We start from the raw sequence: 15,358 nt of genomic DNA, 5'->3' as shown, positions 1-15,358 counted from the left end.
AGACTGCTAATATTAAGCAGGCAGCCTGCCTATCTCTACCGGGACCTCCCCAGCAGGCCAGCTCCGTCGCAGAGGTTCCGGAGGAAGGGGGCCGACATGCCTCTCCCCGGTGACACCCACACCCCGCAGCAGACGGCCACGACCGCGACGCCCACCGGCAACCCCTTCGGCCCGCGCTTCGTGGCCCCGCTGTACCTGGGGGCCTCGCTCAACCCGGTCAACAGCTCGATCATCGCGACCGCGCTGGTGGCCATCGCGGCGGCCCTGCACCTCCCCGTCGGGGACACCGCGATCCTGATCTCCTGCCTGTACCTCACCAGCGCGCTGGCCCAGCCCGCCGCCGGGCGGCTCGCCGAGGAGTTCGGGCCCCGGCGGATCTTCGTCGCCGGCATCGTGCTGGTGTTCGCGGCCGGGATCGTCGGCACGCTGGCCCACTCGATGGCCGCCCTGATCGCGGCCCGGGTGCTGATCGGCGCGGGCACCTCGGCCGGCTACCCGGCCGCGATGCTGCTGATCCGCCGCCGCGCCGAACAGGCCGGTTACCAGGCCCCGCCGCGCGGGGTGCTCGGCGGCCTGGCGATCACCGGCGCCGCCACCGTCGCCGTCGGCCCCGCCCTCGGCGGACTGCTGGTGGGCTGGTTCGGCTGGCAGACCGCCTTCTGGATCAACATTCCGGTCGCCGCCGTCGCCCTGGTCCTGGCCGTGGTCGGGATCGCGCCGGACCCCGACCCGGTGCGCCTCGGTTCACCCCGTGCCCTCGCCTCCCGCCTCGACCTGCCCGGCATGCTGGGCTTCGGCGGCTCGCTCACCGCCCTGATGGTCTTCCTCGCCGCCCTGCCGCGCCCGGACTGGCCCGCGCTCGCCGCCGCCCTCGTCCTCGCCGCCGTGCTGGTCGGCTGGGAACTGCGCGCCGCCCACCCGTTCCTCGACGTCCGGCTGCTCGCCTCCAACGGGGCCCTGACCCGCACCTACGTGCGCAACGGCCTGACGCTGATGGGGACGTACGTGATCCTCTACGGGCTCACCCAGTGGCTGGAGGCGGCCCGCGGGCTGTCCGCCTACCAGGCCGGCCTGGCGCTGATGCCGATGGGCGTCCTGAGCGCCGTGACCGCCCGGGCGGTGGCACGACGGACGGGCGTGCGGCTGCCGTTGATCGCCTGCGCGGTGCTGCTGCTGCTCGGCGCGGTGGCCGTGCTGTTCGTGGGCGTCGGCACCCCGATGGCGGCGGTCGTCGCCGTCAGCGCGGTGTTCGGGCTGACCTCCGGCGCCGGGACGGTCGCCAACCAGACCGTCCTCTACCAGGAGGCCCCCGCCGCGACGGTCGGCACCGCCTCCGGACTGCTGCGCACCTTCGGCTACCTCGGCTCCATCGCCTCGGCGGCGATCACCGGCGCCGCCTTCCACGACCGGGTGGGCGACGCCGGCCTGCACTCCATCGCCTGGGTGCTGGTCGCGATCTCCGCCCTCCTCCTCGTCCTGACCGCCTGCGACCGCCGACTCGCCGAGTCCTAGCCGCCGCAGGCGAACCGGCCCGGACCCACCCGGCCCGGGCCCACCTCAACCCGCAGAGAGCCGATCCACGACATGACCACCATGACCACCGTGACCGAGACCGCGCCCGCGATCGACCCCGCGCGCACCGCGCTGCTGTTGATGGACTTCCAGCCCGCCGCCCTCGGCGCCGTTCCCGACCCGGAGGGTCTGCTGGCCCGCGCGGGCGAGGCGCTGGCCTGGGCCCGCGCCCACGGCACGCACGTCGTCTTCGTCCGCGTCGCGTTCGCCGAGGCGGACCTCGCCGCCGTCCCCGCCCGCAACAAGGCCTTCGCCCGGGTCGCCGAGGCCGGCCACCTCGCCGACGGCCACCCCGCGACGGCCGTGCACGAGTCCCTGGAGATCCGCGAGGACGACGTGACCGTGCGCAAGACGCGCTTCGGCGTCTTCGCCAGTGACACCGATCTGCGCGCCGAACTGCGCGGGCGGGACGTGGACACCCTCGTCCTCGCCGGGCTCTCCACCAGCGGGGTGGTGCTGACCACCCTCCGGCAGGCGGCCGACGAGGACTACCGCCTGTTCGTCCTGGCCGACGCCACCGCCGACCCCGCCCCGGAGGTGCACCGGGTGCTCATGGAGAAGGTCTTCCCGCGCCAGGCCTGGATCGTCGCCACCGCGGACCTGGCCGCCCTGAGCGTGCCCGGGAGCCGGTGAGGCGCGGCGGAGACGTGCGACGGGGTCTGGCGCTAGCCGCTCACCACTTCCCGGACCGCCGTGAGGAAGTCCGCCGTCCGGGGATGGGTGGGGTGAGCGGGGTGGGCGAGGTAGACGGTGGCGCCAGGGGCGTCCGAGACCGGGAGGAAGCGGACGCCCGGATGGCTGTGGCTCTCCGCGGTACCTGCCGCGCCGAGGCCGAACGCACCGCCGGTGGCGATGAGGTTCAGCCACTCGTCCACGTTGCCCACCTCGACCGTCCCGACCGGGCACTGCTCCGGGGGCCACAGGTCCGGTGAGGCGGTACCGACACCCGGCCACAGGGCCAGCGGGAGGTCCTGGCCGACGGTGAGTTCGGCCAGCAGCACCCCGTCCCGGTCCGCAAGGGGGTGGTCGTCGGACAGGGCCGCGACCTGGCCCTCCGTGTAGAGGGCCTCGGTGCGGATACGCGGATCGGCGGGGACGGTGCGGAGCACCGCCACGTCGGTGTCCCCGGTGGCGAGGCCCGCGGTGCTGTTGTCCCGTCGGACCACCTCGAGCGGGGCGTGCGGGTGTGTGCGGCGCCACGACCGGAGCAGCGGGACGGTCTGCTGTCCGAGCACCGCGCAGGTGTAGCCCAGCCGTAGGGGGCGGGAGATCGTCCGGGCGTCCGCGAGGGCCGCATCCAGGTGGGCGAGGATCGCCCGGGCGTGTCCGAGGAGGGTGGTGCCGGCCTGGGTGAGGGCCAGGTGCCGGGAGGAGCGGTCGACGAGCCGGACGCCGACGCGGGTCTCCATCTGGGCAAGCGTGCGGGAGAGGGCGGGCTGCGTCATGTGTAGCCGGGCCGCGGCGGCGGTGACGGTGCCCGCCTCGGCCAGCGCGTCCAGGGCCCTGAGGTGACGCAGTTCCACATCGTCCATGCCTGTGGAGCATAGTCCCTGCCCAAACGGCATTTCCGGGGACGGGGCGTGATCCGTAGCGTCACAGGTACCCGGGGCGGTTCCCGGGGTTCGGTCCCGAGACGTGATGGACGGTGTGGGTCATGAGGATTCTTCTGGTCGGTGCGAGTGGAACGCTGGGCAGCGCGGTGCGCCGGGCGCTCGCGGAGCGCGGCCACGAGGTGATCGGCGCGGGCCGCACGGGCGGGGACCTGGTGGCCGATGTCACCGACCCGGAAGCGGTGGCCAGGCTGTACGCGCAGGCAGGCCCGCTGGACGCGGTCGCGGTCGCGGCGGGCGCCGCCGTGTTCAAGCCGCTCGGCGAGCTGACCGCCGGCGATGTCGCGGCGACGTTCCGCGGCAAGGCGCTGAGCCAGTTGGAGCTGGTCCGCCAGGGCGCCTCACACGTAGCCAGGACCGGCTCGTTCACTCTGGTCAGCGGGATCCTCACCGAGGAGCCGATCGTGGCCGGGGCGGCCGCATCCGCGGCGAACGGTGCCGTCGAGGCGTTCGTACGAGCCGCCGCGATCGAACTCCCGCCCCAGCGGATCAACGCGGTGAGCCCGACCGTGGTCGAGGAGTCCCTGCCCGCCTACGGGCCCTTCTTCCCCGGCATGGAGGCGGTACCCGCCGCCCGCGTGGCGACGGCGTACGTCCGCTCGATCGAGGGCGCGCAGACCGGCCAGATCTACCGGGTCCGCTAGAAGCAACCGAGCCGGCGCGAAGGACGGGCCCTAGCTGTCCGCCAGGCGGTTCATGATCTCCGCCGCCCGGTCGAGCGTCTTGCGCTCGCCGGCCCGGAGGGCGGATCCGATCACCTCGGCCAGCCACGCCTCCCGCGCCGCCGGGATCCGCTCGCACAGGTCGGCTCCGGCCGGGGTCGCGCTGAAGAGGGACTTGCGCCCGTCGTTCGGGTCCTTGGCGGCGCTGACCAGGCCGCCGGCCCGCAGCGCGGCCACGGTCTCCGCCATGGACTGGCGGCGCACGTGCTCGGCCTGGGCGAGTTCGGTCACGGTCGCCGGGCCCTCCTGCACGACGCGGTGCAGGGTGGTCAGGTGCGACCAGTTCCACGGCAGGTCGTCGATCGGGGCCTCGGTGCGCAGCCGCGCCCGCAGCCGCGTCATCGCGCGCATCAGCTCGACGGCGGTGTCCTCGGGCGGGGCCGGTTCGCTACTCACCGTGCCAGCTTATGGCAGGGCGCAGCCGCCCCGACCGGCGCCGGAACCCCGGCGTACGGGGGCGGGGCCGACCGTCCGGCGGATCCTCGCGCCACGCCCTGGCCTGGCCGGTACGGACTCTCCGACGCCGCGCGGCGGGTCACGCGCCCAGGAAGCGCTGCAGCTCGGCCAGCACGAAGTTGGCGCCGGTGTACCCGATCCCCTGGAACCACAGCTGGTCGTCCACCGGGAACGCCCGGTGCGCCTTGACCGCCCCCAGCGCCTGCCAACCCGGACTCTCCAGCGCGGCGTCGGTGCCGGCCAGGGCCGGATCGCCGGAGGTGGCGTACAGCAGCAGGTCGCCGTCCGCCTTCGCGATCTGGTCCAGCGGGATCTCGACGTCGGACTGGTCGACGTTCTGCGCGTCCGGCCGCCCCACCTGGGCGTCCGACAGCACGATCCCGGGGAAGCTCTGCTTCCCGAACAGCCGGATCCCGCCGCCCTCCACGAACCGCACCAGGCTCACCTTCCGGCCGGACGCCTTCGCCGCCGACAGGGCCTGCACCACCTGGTTGGCGTGCCGCTGGTACGAGGAGACGAAGGCCGCCGCCGCGGCCTCCCGGCTCAACGCCTGGGCGTGCACCTGGAAGTCGGCCTTCCACGGCGCGCCGGTGGTCTGGGTGAGCACGGTCGGCGCGATCTCCCGCAACTGGTCGTAGCGGTCGCCGTCGCGCGCCTGGTTGGAGAGGATCAGGTCAGGCCGCAGCGCCCGGATCGCGACCAGGTCCGGGGCGCCGGCCAGGCCGACCCGGTGGATCCCGGCGACCCGGGAGGCCGGCCAGTAGGCGGGGAACCGGATGTCGGCGGCCGGCAGCGCGGCGCCCACCGGGGTGATGCCGAGGGTCAGCGCGGAGTCCAGCACGTCCGTGTCGAGGACGACCACCCGCAGCGGCTCGCCCGGCACCAGCACCGGCCCGGTGGCCGCGTCCACCGTGACCGGCGGCACCGGGGTGGGCGAGGCGGACGCGCCCAGGCCGTCGGCGGTCGGCGGCGCCGACCGCCGGGTCGTGCAGGCCGCGAGCGCGGCCCCGCCGAGACCGGCGAGGAACGAACGGCGGGCGATCCGGTGCATCGGCGGTCCTCGGGCGTGAGGCTTCGGGGGCGCGCCGATTATGTCCGGTTTGGTGTGGAATTGCCGTCAGGCGTCCACGGCCGCCGCCCACGGGGCCCCCGGAACGACCAACGGCGTGCCCGTCACCGGGTCCGGCACCACCACCGACTCCAGCCCGAACACCTCCCGCACCAGCTCGGCCGTCACCACCTCGGTCGGCGCGCCCTGCGCCACCACCCGGCCGTCCCGCATCGCCACCAGGTGGTCCGCGTACCGGGCCGCCTGGTTGAGGTCGTGCAGCACCGCCACCACCGTCCGGCCGCGCTCGACGTTCAGCCGGCGGACCAGGTCCAGCACCTCCACCTGGTGCGCGATGTCCAGGTAGGTGGTCGGCTCGTCCAGCAGCAGGATGTCCGTGCCCTGCGCCAGCGCCATCGCGATCCACGCCCGCTGCCGCTGGCCGCCGGACAGCTCGTCCATGCTGCGCTCGGCCAGCTCCGCCGTGGACGTCCGCTCCAGCGCCTCCGTCACCGCCGCCTCGTCCTCCGGCGACCACTGCTGCCACCAGCTCTGGTGCGGCTGGCGGCCCCGCGAGACCAGGTCCGCCACCGAGATGCCCTCCGGCGCCGTCGGCGACTGCGGCAGCAGGCCCAGCCGCTGGGCGATCCGCTTCGTCGGGATCCGCGCCAGCTCCTCGCCGTCCAGCAGCACCGCGCCCCGGACCGGCTTCAGCAGGCGCCCCAGGGCCCGCAGCAGCGTCGACTTGCCGCAGGCGTTCGGGCCGACGATCACCGTCACCCGCCCGTCCGGGATGCCGACGTCCAGGCCCTCGACGACCGTGCGCGCCTCGTAGGCCAGGGTGAGGCCCCGGGCCTCCAGACGGTGAGCGGACATCAGGAACCTCCACGACGGGAACGAATCAGCAGCCACATCAAGTACGGCGCGCCGACCATGCCGGTCACCACGCCCACCGGCAGCTCGGTCGGCGCCACCAGCCGCCGGGCGATCAGATCGGCCAGCACGACCACCAGCGCGCCCGTCAGTGCCGAGCAGAACAGCGGGACCTGCGCGGACCGGACCAGCCGCAGCGCGATCTGCGGGGCCATCAGCGCCACGAAGTCCACCGGCCCGGCGGCGCCCGCCGCGCACGAGGCCAGCACGATGCCCAGCAGCGCCATGCCGAGGCGGATCCGGTCCAGCCGCAGGCCCAGACCGACGGCCGTCGCGTCGTCGAAGGAGATCGAGCGCTGCGCCCGCGCCGCCCACAGGACGACGGGCACGGCGGCGAGCAGCACCCAGGCCAGCCAGCCGGCCTGGTCGTAGCCGGCGCCGTTCAGGCTGCCCGTCATCCAGACCTTCGCGGCCTGCGCCTGGAAGCCGTCGCCCTTGGTGAGGAACACGGAGGTCAGCGAGGACAGGGCCACGCTGATCCCGATCCCGATCAGCACGAAGCGCTGCGCGTGCAGGCCGCGCCGCCACGCCAGCGCGTACACCAGCAGCCCGGCCACCAGCCCGCCCGCCACCGCCGCGTACGGGGCCTGACCGGTCGAGCCGACCACGCCGTACGCCATCAGCCCGACGACGGTGGCGGTCGCGCCCCAGGTCACGCCCACCACGTCGGGGCTGGCCAGCGGATTGCGGGCGACGGCCTGGATCAGTGCCCCGGCCAGCCCCAGAGCGGTGCCGACCAGCAGGCCCACGACCACCCGGGGCAGCCGGAACTCGCCGACCACCAGCTCGTGCGGGCTCGGCTGCCCGAGCACCACCTTCACCACCTCGACCGGGGACACGGCCGACTCGCCCAGGCAGAGCGAGGCGACGACCGTCCCGGCCAGCGCGACCAGCAGGCCCAGCGCCACCACCGCCGACCGGCGGTGCAGCAGCACGGACGCCCGCCCGGCCCGCAGCACGGCGTACCCGCGCGGGGAGACGGCGCCGCGCCCGACGGTTCGCACACCCTGCGCGCTCATGACGCGACCACCTTCCGGCGGCGCACCAGCGCGACCAGGACCGGGACGCCGACGAGCGCCGTCATCACGCCCGCCGGGACCTCCGACGGCGGGAAGAGGACCCGCCCCAGGGTGTCGGCGAGCAGCAGCAGGGCCGGGCCGAGGACGGCGGAGAAGGCGAGCACCCAGCGGTGGTCCGCGCCGGCGACGGCCCGCGCCGCGTGCGGGACGGCGAGGCCGACGAAGGCGATCGGCCCGGCGGCCGCGACGGCCGAGCCGGTCAGCACCGTCGCGCCGAGCGCGCCGACCGCCCGGACCAGGCCGGTCTTGGCGCCGAGGCCCTTGGCGGTGTCCTCGCCGAGCGCGAGCGCGTCCAGGCCGCGGGCCACCGCGACCACCAGCACCGTGCCGACGGCGAGGAACGGCAGCAGCTGCCAGGCCACGTCCGAGGTCCGCCCGGAGAGCGAGCCGACGTGCCAGAAGCGGAACTGGTCCATGGTGGCCGCGTCGGTCGTCAGCACCATGGTGTTGAGCGAGGCGATGAACGCGGACATCGCCGAGCCGGCCAGCGCCAGCTTGATCGGCGTGGCCCCGCCCCGGCCGCGCCCGGCCAGGCCGTACACGAGCACGGTGGCGATCACGGCGCCCGCGAAGCCGAACCAGACGTAGCCGGTGAGGGTGGAGACGCCGAAGCCGGAGATGGCGAGGACCACGCCGGCCGCCGCGCCCTGGGAGACGCCGAGGATGCCGGGGTCGGCGATCGGGTTGCGGGTGAGGCCCTGCATGACGGCTCCGGCGAGGCCGAGCGCCGCGCCGACGGCCAGCCCGACGACGGTGCGCGGCACCCGCAGCTCGCGGACGACGACGGCGTTGGCCGTGTCGCCGCCGTGCAGCAGGGCGTCGAGGGTGTCGCCGAAGGGGATGGTGCGGCTGCCGACCGCCAGGCTCAGCAGCACCGCGGCGGCCAGGACGGCCAGCGCGGCGGCGAGCCACAGTATTCGGCGGCGCGCTGTCCGTCGCGCGCCGGGTGGCGCGGTGGTGTCGGTCATGGGCCCTCTCCGCAGACAACTCAGGTAAACCTAAGTTCCCGTCGGAAGCCGGGGCAAATTGCCTCGTCCCCCCGAACCGCCCGTTGGATAGCCTGGCGGCATGCCCGAGACCCGCACCGCCCCGCTCACCGTCGGCTTCGACCTCGACATGACGCTGCTGGACACCCGGCCGGGGATCCACGCCACCTACCTGGCGCTCGCGGCCGAGACCGGCGCCCGCATCGACGCCGACCTGGTGGTCACCCGGCTCGGCCCGCCGCTGCTGGACGAGATCCGCAACTGGTTCCCGGAGGACGAGGTGGAGCGCGCCGTCACCCGCTACCGCGAGCTCTACCGCGACCTCGCCTTCGCCCCGACCGTCGCCCTCCCCGGCGCGCACGCCGCCGTCGAGGCGGTCCGCGACCACGGCGGCCGGGTCGCGGTGATCACCGGCAAGTACGAGCCGAACGCCCGCCTCCACCTGGAGCACGCCGGGCTGCACGCGGACGCGCTGGTCGGCGACCTCTGGGCGGAGACCAAGGGCGAGGCGCTGCGCGAGCACGGCGCGAGCGTCTACGTCGGCGACCACCTCGGCGACATCCGGGGCGCCCGGCACGCGGACGCCGTCGCGGTGTGCGTGGCCACCGGCCCGTACAGCGCGGACGAACTGCGCGCGGCCGGGGCGGACGTGGTGCTGGCGGACCTCACCGGCTTCCCGGCCTGGCTCGACGCCCACCTGGCCGACTGAGCCCCGGCCCCGGGGCACGCCCCGGGACCGGGTCCTAGGACGCGCCCGCGGACTCCACCCGGCGCCGCTGGGCCCGCGCGTTCAGGAGCAGCCCGGTCAGCGCGGCCAGGAAGCCCGCCGGCATCAGCATGCTCAGCCAGTACGCGGCCGTCGGCAGCGGCGTCAGGTGCAGGAACAGCGGGACGAAGGTGACCAGGGTGGCGAGCGCGCCCAGACCGAAGACGATCGTTCCGGCCTTGACGTACACGTCGCCGGGGTCGGCGCTCTGGCTGCTCACGTCTGCTCGCTCCTCGGGGCTGGTCGGGCGGTCGGTCCAGTCTGGCAGAGCGGCCGCCGGCCCCCGCCACCGGAGCGACCCGGTCACGTTGCGCAGTTTCTCGGAAGCTGAACGTTTTGATCCCTGCTGGGCGGGGGTATGCAGGGGGTGCCGAGGGGTGCGACAGGTGCGCCCCGTTTCCTCAGACCCGGGGGTGTGAGCCGATGGACCGTGCTGAGCCGCGCCCCGGCCGTGCCAGTACCGGGTCGCCCGTGATCGCGAGACCGCCGCGCCCGTACCGCCCCCAACGGGCCTTGGAACGCGGATCTTTCGCGGAACGCGGATGAGGCAGTGACGGACCGTTAGTCTGCTCCTGACAGCGTGCTGACCATGAGCGCCCGCGGGCGCCGAGTCGAGGTCGGCTGCCTTCCCCACCACCCAGTGATCCCCGGCCAGGGCCGGGATCCCTCACACCCATTCGAGGACTGTCGAGATGCCCACCGGCCAGGTCAAGTGGTTCAACGAGACGAAGGGCTTCGGCTTCCTGTCGCGCGACGACGGCGGCGACGTCTTCGTCCACACCAAGGCGCTGCCCGCCGGTGTCACCGTGCTGAAGCCGGGCCAGCGGGTCGAGTTCGGCGTGGTCGCCGGCCACCGCGGCGACCAGGCGATGGCCGTGCAGCTGCTGGACGCACTGCCGTCGGTGGCCGCCGCCCAGCGCAAGAGCGCCGACGACATGGCGCCGATCGTCCAGGACCTGATCACCACGCTGGACGCGGTGCTGCCGGGCCTCCAGCACGGCCGCTACCCGGCCAAGGCGACCGGCCAGAAGCTGGCCGGCCTGCTGCGCGCGGTGGCCGACCAGTTCGACGTCTGACCGGGGGGATCAGAACGCCAGCGCACCCGGGTCGAGCGGCGGCACCAGCCCCTCCGCGGCGGCCCGGGTGAGCAGCGCGCGGACGGCCGCGTAGCCCTCCTCGCCGAGGTCCGCGGTGAACTCGTTCACGTACAGGGCGATGTGCTGGTCGGCGACGGCCGGGTCCATCTCCTGGGCGTGCGCCAGCACGTACTCTCGGCTGGCGCTCGGGTCCGCCCAGGCCTGCCGGACGGAGGCGCGGACGGCGTCGGCGAGCGCGCGCAGCCGTTCGGCACCGAGCGAGCGCCGGGCGACGATCGCGCCGAGCGGGATCGGCAGGCCGGTCTCCTGCTCCCAGGCCTCGCCCATGTCGGCCAGGCTGTGCAGGCCGTACTGCCGGTACGTGAACCGGGCCTCGTGGATCACCAGGCCGGCGTCCACCCGGCCGTCCCGGACGGCGGGCATGATCTCGTGGAACGGCAGGACGACGATCTCGCCGAAGCCGCCGGGCACCGCCTTCGCGGCCCAGAGCCGGAACAGCAGGTAGGCGGTGGAGCGTTCGGACGGCACCGCCACCGTCTTCCCGGTGAGGTCCGCGGGGGCGTCCGTGCCCGGCCGGGTGAGCACCAGCGGGCCGCAGCCGCGCCCGAGCGCGCCGCCGCAGGGCAGCAGGGTGTACTCGTCCAGGACCCAGGGCAGCGCGCCGTAGCTGATCTTCAGGACGTCCAGTTCGCCGCGCTCGGCCAGGCCGTTGGTGACGTCGATGTCCGCGAAGGTCACCTCGGGGGCGTCCGCCCCGGGCACCAGGCCGTGCGCCCAGGCGTGGAAGACGAAGGTGTCGTTCGGGCAGGGCGAGTACGCGATGCTCAGCCGTTCAGCCACGGCCGGCCTCCTCGATCAGTTCGTGGACGGGCAGTGCGGCGAAGGCCCGCTCCAGGGCGGCCAGCGCCTCGCCGATCCGCCAGGCGGCCCGGTCGCGCGGGCCGACCGGGTTGGAGACGGTCCGCAGTTCGAGCACCGGCACGCCGTACCGGGCGGCGGCCTCGGCCACGCCGAAGCCCTCCATCGCCTCGGCCAGGGCGCCCGGGTGGCGGGCGGCCAGCGCGGCGGCCCGCTCGGCGCTGCCGGTGACGGTGGAGACGGTCAGCACCGGGCCGGTGGCGGCGCCCAGGGCCCGGGCGGCCAGTGCGACGGCAGCCGGGGGAGGGGTGTGCCGGACGGTGCCGAAGCCCAGTTCGGTGACGTCGGCGAAGCCCTCGGGGGTCTCGGCGCCGAGGTCGGCGGTGACGATCGCGTCGGCCAGCACGGTGGTGCCGACCGGGGCGTGCGGGGCGAACCCGCCGGCGATCCCGGCCGAGACGACCAGGCCGTAGCGGCCCCCCGAGGCCGCCCGCGCCCCCAGCGCTGCGGCGGCGGCGGCCGCGGCGGCGGCCGGGCCGACCCCGCCCGCCAGGACGTCCACCGGGGCGCCCGCGGCCCGGTGCAGCGCACCGCCGGGCAACGGCAGCACGGCGGCCGGGCCGGGCAGGCCGCGCAGGACGGCCTCGGCCTCGGCGGGCACCGCGACGACGACGAGCAGCCGGGCCCGGTCGGGGCCCGGCTGCTCGTCGCGCTCGTCCGTGACGGCGTGTGCGGTCATCGCGGGAGCGTCAGCTGTCCTGGGTGTTCAGCTGGAAGTACCAGACGGCGACCGGGTTGTCCGAGTTCTTGTCGCCCTCGACCACGGTGACCAGGGTCTTGCCGGAGGCGTTCAGCACCTGGCTCGCCGGCTGGGAGCCGGAGAAGGTCGGGCCCTTGGCGTAGGAGAACAGGCTGTAGCGCCCGCCCTGGCCCTGCGAGCCGCCGTTGCTGAAGGCCCACCAGCCCTTGTCGGCCACGTTCGGGGAGACGCCGACGCCGACCCGGTCGCTCACCACGACGTCGGAGGTCGGGAGGGTGCCCTCCGCGAGGGCCTGGGTGGCCTTCTGCTGGCACTCCTGCTGCAGGTCCTCCGTGATCGGGCTGCCGCCGTTGAAGCACAGCGGGTCCGCGACGATCGAGGAGTTGCCGACCGTGAGGGTCGCCCGGTGGGAGCTGTGCTCGGTCTGGCCGCTCGCGATGGCGACGGACGTGCCGACCGTGGCAGCACCGACCACGACGACGGCGCCGAGGGCGGCGATGGCACGGGTATTGAGGCTCATGCGTCAGAATCTACCGGGCTTCGCCGATCACGCTACGCGGGGGTCGGCCACCGCGTGTTGCCCGTGGCCGGTTCAGGCCACCCTGGGCGCCGCCGGGCGCCGCCGCAGGCCCACCCGGAACAGCGTGCGGACCGTCCACAGCAGCATCAGACCCACCACCCCGGCGGCCACCGACAGACCCAGCACGCCGTTCAGCGGCAGCAGGATGCCGACCGCGCCGCCGGCCACCCAGGACAGCTGGAGCAGCGTCTCCGACCGCGCGAACGCCGAGGTCCGCACCGCCTCCGGGACGTCCCGCTGGATCAGCGCGTCCAGCGCCAGCTTGCCCAGCGAGGCCGCCACCCCGGCCACGCCGGCGACCAGGACCACCGTCACCACGCCGTACCAGAGCGCGGCCGCCGCCGTCGCGCCGGTCGCCAGCAGCAGCATCGCGGTGACCGTCGCCTCCGAGCCCCGGGTGCGCAGCCAGGAGCCCAGCACCGAACCCAGCGCGTTGCCCGTCCCCGCCGCCAGCGCCACCAGGCCCAGCGCCAGCGTCGGCCGCAGGCCCCCGATCGGCTCGTCGCGCAGCAGGAACGCCAGGAACATCACCAGGAAGCCGACCAGCCAGCGCAGCGCCGACATCGCCCGCAGTGCCAGGATCACCGACGGGCCGACGGTGCGCAGCGAGGCTTTCGGGGCCCGGGCGTCCTCCGGCGCCCGCTCGCCGTGCACACCGCCGTGCATCTCGGCGTGCAGGAGGGCGCGCTGCTCGCCCTTGGCGGAGTCCACCGCGTGCGGCAGGTGGAAGGCCATCAGAGTGCCGATCACGAAGACCAGGAACGCGCCGCGCAGCGGCCAGCCCGGCCCGATCAGGTGCAGCAGGCCGCCCACCCCGGCCGCCACCCCGGTGGCCAGCAGCCCGGCCAGGGTGACCCGGGAGTTCGCCTTCACCAGCGACAGCCGACTCGGCAGCAGCCGCGGCACCACCACGCTGCGCACCACCCCGTACGCCTTGGACGCCACCAGCACGCCCAGCGCCTCCGGGTACAGCGCCAGGCCGCCGCCGGTGATCACCCCGGCCATCGTCCAGGCCAGCACCGCCCGGGCCAGCATCGACATCGCCATCGCCGCCCGGCGGCCGTGCGGCAGCCGGTCCAGCAGCGGGCCGATCACCGGGGCCAGCAGGGCGAACGGGGCCATCGTGATCAGCAGGTACAGCGACACCCGGCCGCGGGCCTCGCCGGTGGGCACGGAGAAGAAGATGGTCGAGGCCAGCGCGACGGTGATCAGCATGTCGCCGAAGGAGTTCAGCGCGTGCAGTTCGATCAGCTTCGCCAGGCCGGATTCGCCCGCGCCCTCCGCGGAGGTGGCCTTGCGGATCCGGCGGCCGGTGCCGTGCACCACCCGGCCGGTGCGGGCGCCGGCGGCGGAGGCGGTCCGGACCAGGAGGTTGCGGCTAGGCTCGGGATCCTCTTCGCCAGGGTCCCCGTCCAGGGCGGCGAGCCGCCGGGCGTGGACGGCCGGGTCTGGGCCGGTGTCGGTCAGGGTGGCGATCGCGGCGCCGGTCTTGACGAGGCTCACGGGGGCGGCGGGCGACTCGAAATCGCCCCCCGGCTGCGGTTCGCCCGCAGCGGGGGCCGGAGACTGCTGTCGCGGCACGGCGTCCGCCTGGTCGGGGCTGCCGGCCTGCGAGGCGTGCAGTGCGTGCTGCGACGGGTCCTCGTCCGCCACATGCCCATCCTGCCCCAGAATCGCCGCAGTGACGCGGGAATCCACCCCCCTCGGCGCGGCCCCGGAACGGCCGCCACCGCCCCGGACTGTGCCGGGGCGCCGACCGGCGGGTAGCCTGCCCAAGGGCCGCGCGCCGAGCGCCGGGGCGCCGGCAGGCCCGGACGAGCGGCGCGGCCGGTATCCGCGGCGGCCCCTGGTCGCGCAGAATGGACAAGGGACTATCGAGCCGCGACGGAACAGGCAACACGCCGTGGGCGACAGAAGAACTGGGAGAGAATCGACGCCGTGAGTGCTGCGATGCGAAGCCGTACCCCCGATCGGCTCTGTGCCGAGGCCGTCGAACTCGCCCGGAAGGCGGCCGAGGAGGCCGTCGGCCCGGAGACCGTCGGACCACATCTCGGCGCCCAGGCGGACGCCGACCGCGTCGTCACCCACACCTTCGAGTGCCTGGACGCCGCCTACCGTGGCTGGCACTGGGCGGTCACCGTCGCCCGTGCCCCGCGCGCCAAGAACGTCACCCTCGACGAGGTCGTCCTGCTGCCCGGTGCCGACGCCGTCCTCGCCCCCCAGTGGGTGCCGTGGAGCGAGCGGCTGCGCCCCGGCGACATGGGCCCGGGTGATTTGCTGCCCACCGGCGCCGACGACGCGCGCCTGGAACCCGGCTGGAGCGGCGAGGACGAGCCCGCCCCGAACTCCGCGGTCGCCCTCGCGGCCGAGGAGGACGTGGTCGTCACCGACCCGGGCATCCAGCCCGCCCCGGCCCGGGCCCGGATCAACGCCGTCGCCGAGGAGCTCGGCATGGGCCGCAGCCGGGTGCTCTCCCGGCTCGGCCTGCACCTGGCCGCCGACCGCTGGGAGAAGGCGCACGGCGCGCAGACGCCGATGGCGCAGGCCGCGCCCGCCGCGTGCGGCAGCTGCGGCTTCCTGATCCCGATCGGCGGCTCGCTCGGACAGGCCTTCGGCGTGTGCGGCAACGAGTTCGGGCCGGCGGACGGGCAGATCGTCTCCTTCGCGTACGGCTGCGGCGGGCACTCCGAGGCGGCCGTCATCCCGGCCCCGCCGGCGCCGTCCGAGCTGATCCTGGACGAGCTGGTGGTCGAGCCGATGCAGCTGCACCCGGACCGCACCTCCGGCTCGGTCGAGCCGGACGCCCCGGCGGAGGAGCTCGGGCACTCCTGACGATGTGTGCTCCGGCCCGCTCCACCGAACCGGTGGGGCGGGCCGCGGCGTTCGTGCGG

General features: G+C 75.0%; 17 protein-coding genes. 6 read left to right on the top strand and 11 right to left on the bottom strand.

The features are described from left to right. The first annotated feature begins 96 nt into the window (after window positions 1-96). Both AC07BF_RS11255 and AC07BF_RS11250 read left to right on the top strand, forming a co-directional pair. The gene (locus AC07BF_RS11255) at window positions 97-1,512 is read left to right on the top strand and encodes an MFS transporter (RefSeq protein WP_478333284.1); all 1,416 of its coding nucleotides are present in this window, start codon (window positions 97-99) and stop codon (window positions 1,510-1,512) included. 72 nt (window positions 1,513-1,584) lie between these two features. After that, window positions 1,585-2,205, top strand: coding sequence for a cysteine hydrolase family protein (locus AC07BF_RS11250; protein WP_478333283.1), 621 nt, complete (start codon window positions 1,585-1,587; stop codon window positions 2,203-2,205). A gap of 32 nt (window positions 2,206-2,237) precedes the next feature. Here AC07BF_RS11250 and AC07BF_RS11245 read toward each other — a convergent pair whose 3' ends face one another. Next, window positions 2,238-3,104: a LysR family transcriptional regulator gene (locus AC07BF_RS11245; RefSeq protein ID WP_400988827.1), complete on the bottom strand. Its 867-nt coding sequence runs from the start codon at window positions 3,102-3,104 to the stop codon at window positions 2,238-2,240. 122 nt (window positions 3,105-3,226) lie between these two features. Here AC07BF_RS11245 and AC07BF_RS11240 point away from each other — a divergent pair, with 122 nt between their 5' ends. Then, window positions 3,227-3,826 (top strand): short chain dehydrogenase, encoded by a 600-nt coding sequence (locus tag AC07BF_RS11240; RefSeq protein WP_400988825.1) that lies wholly within the window; start codon window positions 3,227-3,229, stop codon window positions 3,824-3,826. Window positions 3,827-3,856: 30 nt separating this feature from the next. Here AC07BF_RS11240 and AC07BF_RS11235 read toward each other — a convergent pair whose 3' ends face one another. From AC07BF_RS11235 to AC07BF_RS11215, 5 genes are all read right to left on the bottom strand, one after another. Beyond that, a complete protein-coding gene (locus AC07BF_RS11235; RefSeq protein ID WP_478333282.1) occupies window positions 3,857-4,300 on the bottom strand; it encodes a MarR family winged helix-turn-helix transcriptional regulator in 444 nt (147 codons plus the stop codon). A 139-nt stretch (window positions 4,301-4,439) separates the two neighbouring features. Next, a complete protein-coding gene (locus tag AC07BF_RS11230; RefSeq protein ID WP_478317377.1) occupies window positions 4,440-5,411 on the bottom strand; it encodes an ABC transporter substrate-binding protein in 972 nt (323 codons plus the stop codon). A 66-nt stretch (window positions 5,412-5,477) separates the two neighbouring features. Next, window positions 5,478-6,284 carry an ABC transporter ATP-binding protein gene (locus AC07BF_RS11225; RefSeq protein WP_063348212.1) on the bottom strand — a complete coding sequence of 269 codons (807 nt, stop codon included), beginning with the start codon at window positions 6,282-6,284 and terminating at the stop codon, window positions 5,478-5,480. After that, entirely contained in the window at window positions 6,284-7,360 is a 1,077-nt protein-coding gene (locus AC07BF_RS11220) for a FecCD family ABC transporter permease (RefSeq protein ID WP_478333281.1), read from the bottom strand. The genes AC07BF_RS11225 and AC07BF_RS11220 overlap by 1 nt, the downstream gene beginning before the upstream one ends. Then, window positions 7,357-8,388, bottom strand: coding sequence for a FecCD family ABC transporter permease (locus tag AC07BF_RS11215; protein ID WP_363377332.1), 1,032 nt, complete (start codon window positions 8,386-8,388; stop codon window positions 7,357-7,359). The genes AC07BF_RS11220 and AC07BF_RS11215 overlap by 4 nt, the downstream gene beginning before the upstream one ends. A gap of 100 nt (window positions 8,389-8,488) precedes the next feature. Here AC07BF_RS11215 and AC07BF_RS11210 point away from each other — a divergent pair, with 100 nt between their 5' ends. Further along, a complete protein-coding gene (locus AC07BF_RS11210) occupies window positions 8,489-9,115 on the top strand; it encodes an HAD family hydrolase (RefSeq protein ID WP_363584930.1) in 627 nt (208 codons plus the stop codon). A gap of 34 nt (window positions 9,116-9,149) precedes the next feature. Here AC07BF_RS11210 and AC07BF_RS11205 read toward each other — a convergent pair whose 3' ends face one another. Continuing rightward, window positions 9,150-9,392, bottom strand: a complete 243-nt coding sequence (locus AC07BF_RS11205) for a hypothetical protein (RefSeq protein ID WP_363584932.1) — start codon at window positions 9,390-9,392, stop codon at window positions 9,150-9,152. A 472-nt stretch (window positions 9,393-9,864) separates the two neighbouring features. Between AC07BF_RS11205 and AC07BF_RS11200 the strand changes: the two genes are divergently transcribed. Continuing rightward, window positions 9,865-10,248 carry a cold-shock protein gene (locus AC07BF_RS11200; protein WP_063348207.1) on the top strand — a complete coding sequence of 128 codons (384 nt, stop codon included), beginning with the start codon at window positions 9,865-9,867 and terminating at the stop codon, window positions 10,246-10,248. 9 nt (window positions 10,249-10,257) lie between these two features. Here AC07BF_RS11200 and AC07BF_RS11195 read toward each other — a convergent pair whose 3' ends face one another. The 4 genes from AC07BF_RS11195 to AC07BF_RS11180 form a co-directional block, all read right to left on the bottom strand. Beyond that, window positions 10,258-11,109 carry a 1,4-dihydroxy-6-naphtoate synthase gene (locus AC07BF_RS11195; RefSeq protein ID WP_363584936.1) on the bottom strand — a complete coding sequence of 284 codons (852 nt, stop codon included), beginning with the start codon at window positions 11,107-11,109 and terminating at the stop codon, window positions 10,258-10,260. Beyond that, window positions 11,102-11,866 carry a futalosine hydrolase gene (locus tag AC07BF_RS11190; protein ID WP_363584938.1) on the bottom strand — a complete coding sequence of 255 codons (765 nt, stop codon included), beginning with the start codon at window positions 11,864-11,866 and terminating at the stop codon, window positions 11,102-11,104. The genes AC07BF_RS11195 and AC07BF_RS11190 overlap by 8 nt, the downstream gene beginning before the upstream one ends. 10 nt (window positions 11,867-11,876) lie before the next feature. Next, a complete protein-coding gene (locus tag AC07BF_RS11185; RefSeq protein ID WP_363584940.1) occupies window positions 11,877-12,407 on the bottom strand; it encodes a hypothetical protein in 531 nt (176 codons plus the stop codon). Window positions 12,408-12,479: 72 nt separating this feature from the next. Then, window positions 12,480-13,835, bottom strand: a complete 1,356-nt coding sequence (locus tag AC07BF_RS11180) for an MFS transporter (RefSeq protein WP_478333291.1) — start codon at window positions 13,833-13,835, stop codon at window positions 12,480-12,482. A 582-nt stretch (window positions 13,836-14,417) separates the two neighbouring features. Here AC07BF_RS11180 and AC07BF_RS11175 point away from each other — a divergent pair. Next, window positions 14,418-15,299 (top strand): DUF3027 domain-containing protein, encoded by an 882-nt coding sequence (locus AC07BF_RS11175; RefSeq protein ID WP_363585068.1) that lies wholly within the window; start codon window positions 14,418-14,420, stop codon window positions 15,297-15,299. Window positions 15,300-15,358 lie beyond the last annotated feature (59 nt).

Source organism: Kitasatospora sp. NPDC043950 (assembly GCF_056435345.1).
The sequence above is the reverse complement of the archived record's forward strand: the minus strand, read 5'-3'. Positions and strand labels throughout refer to the sequence as shown.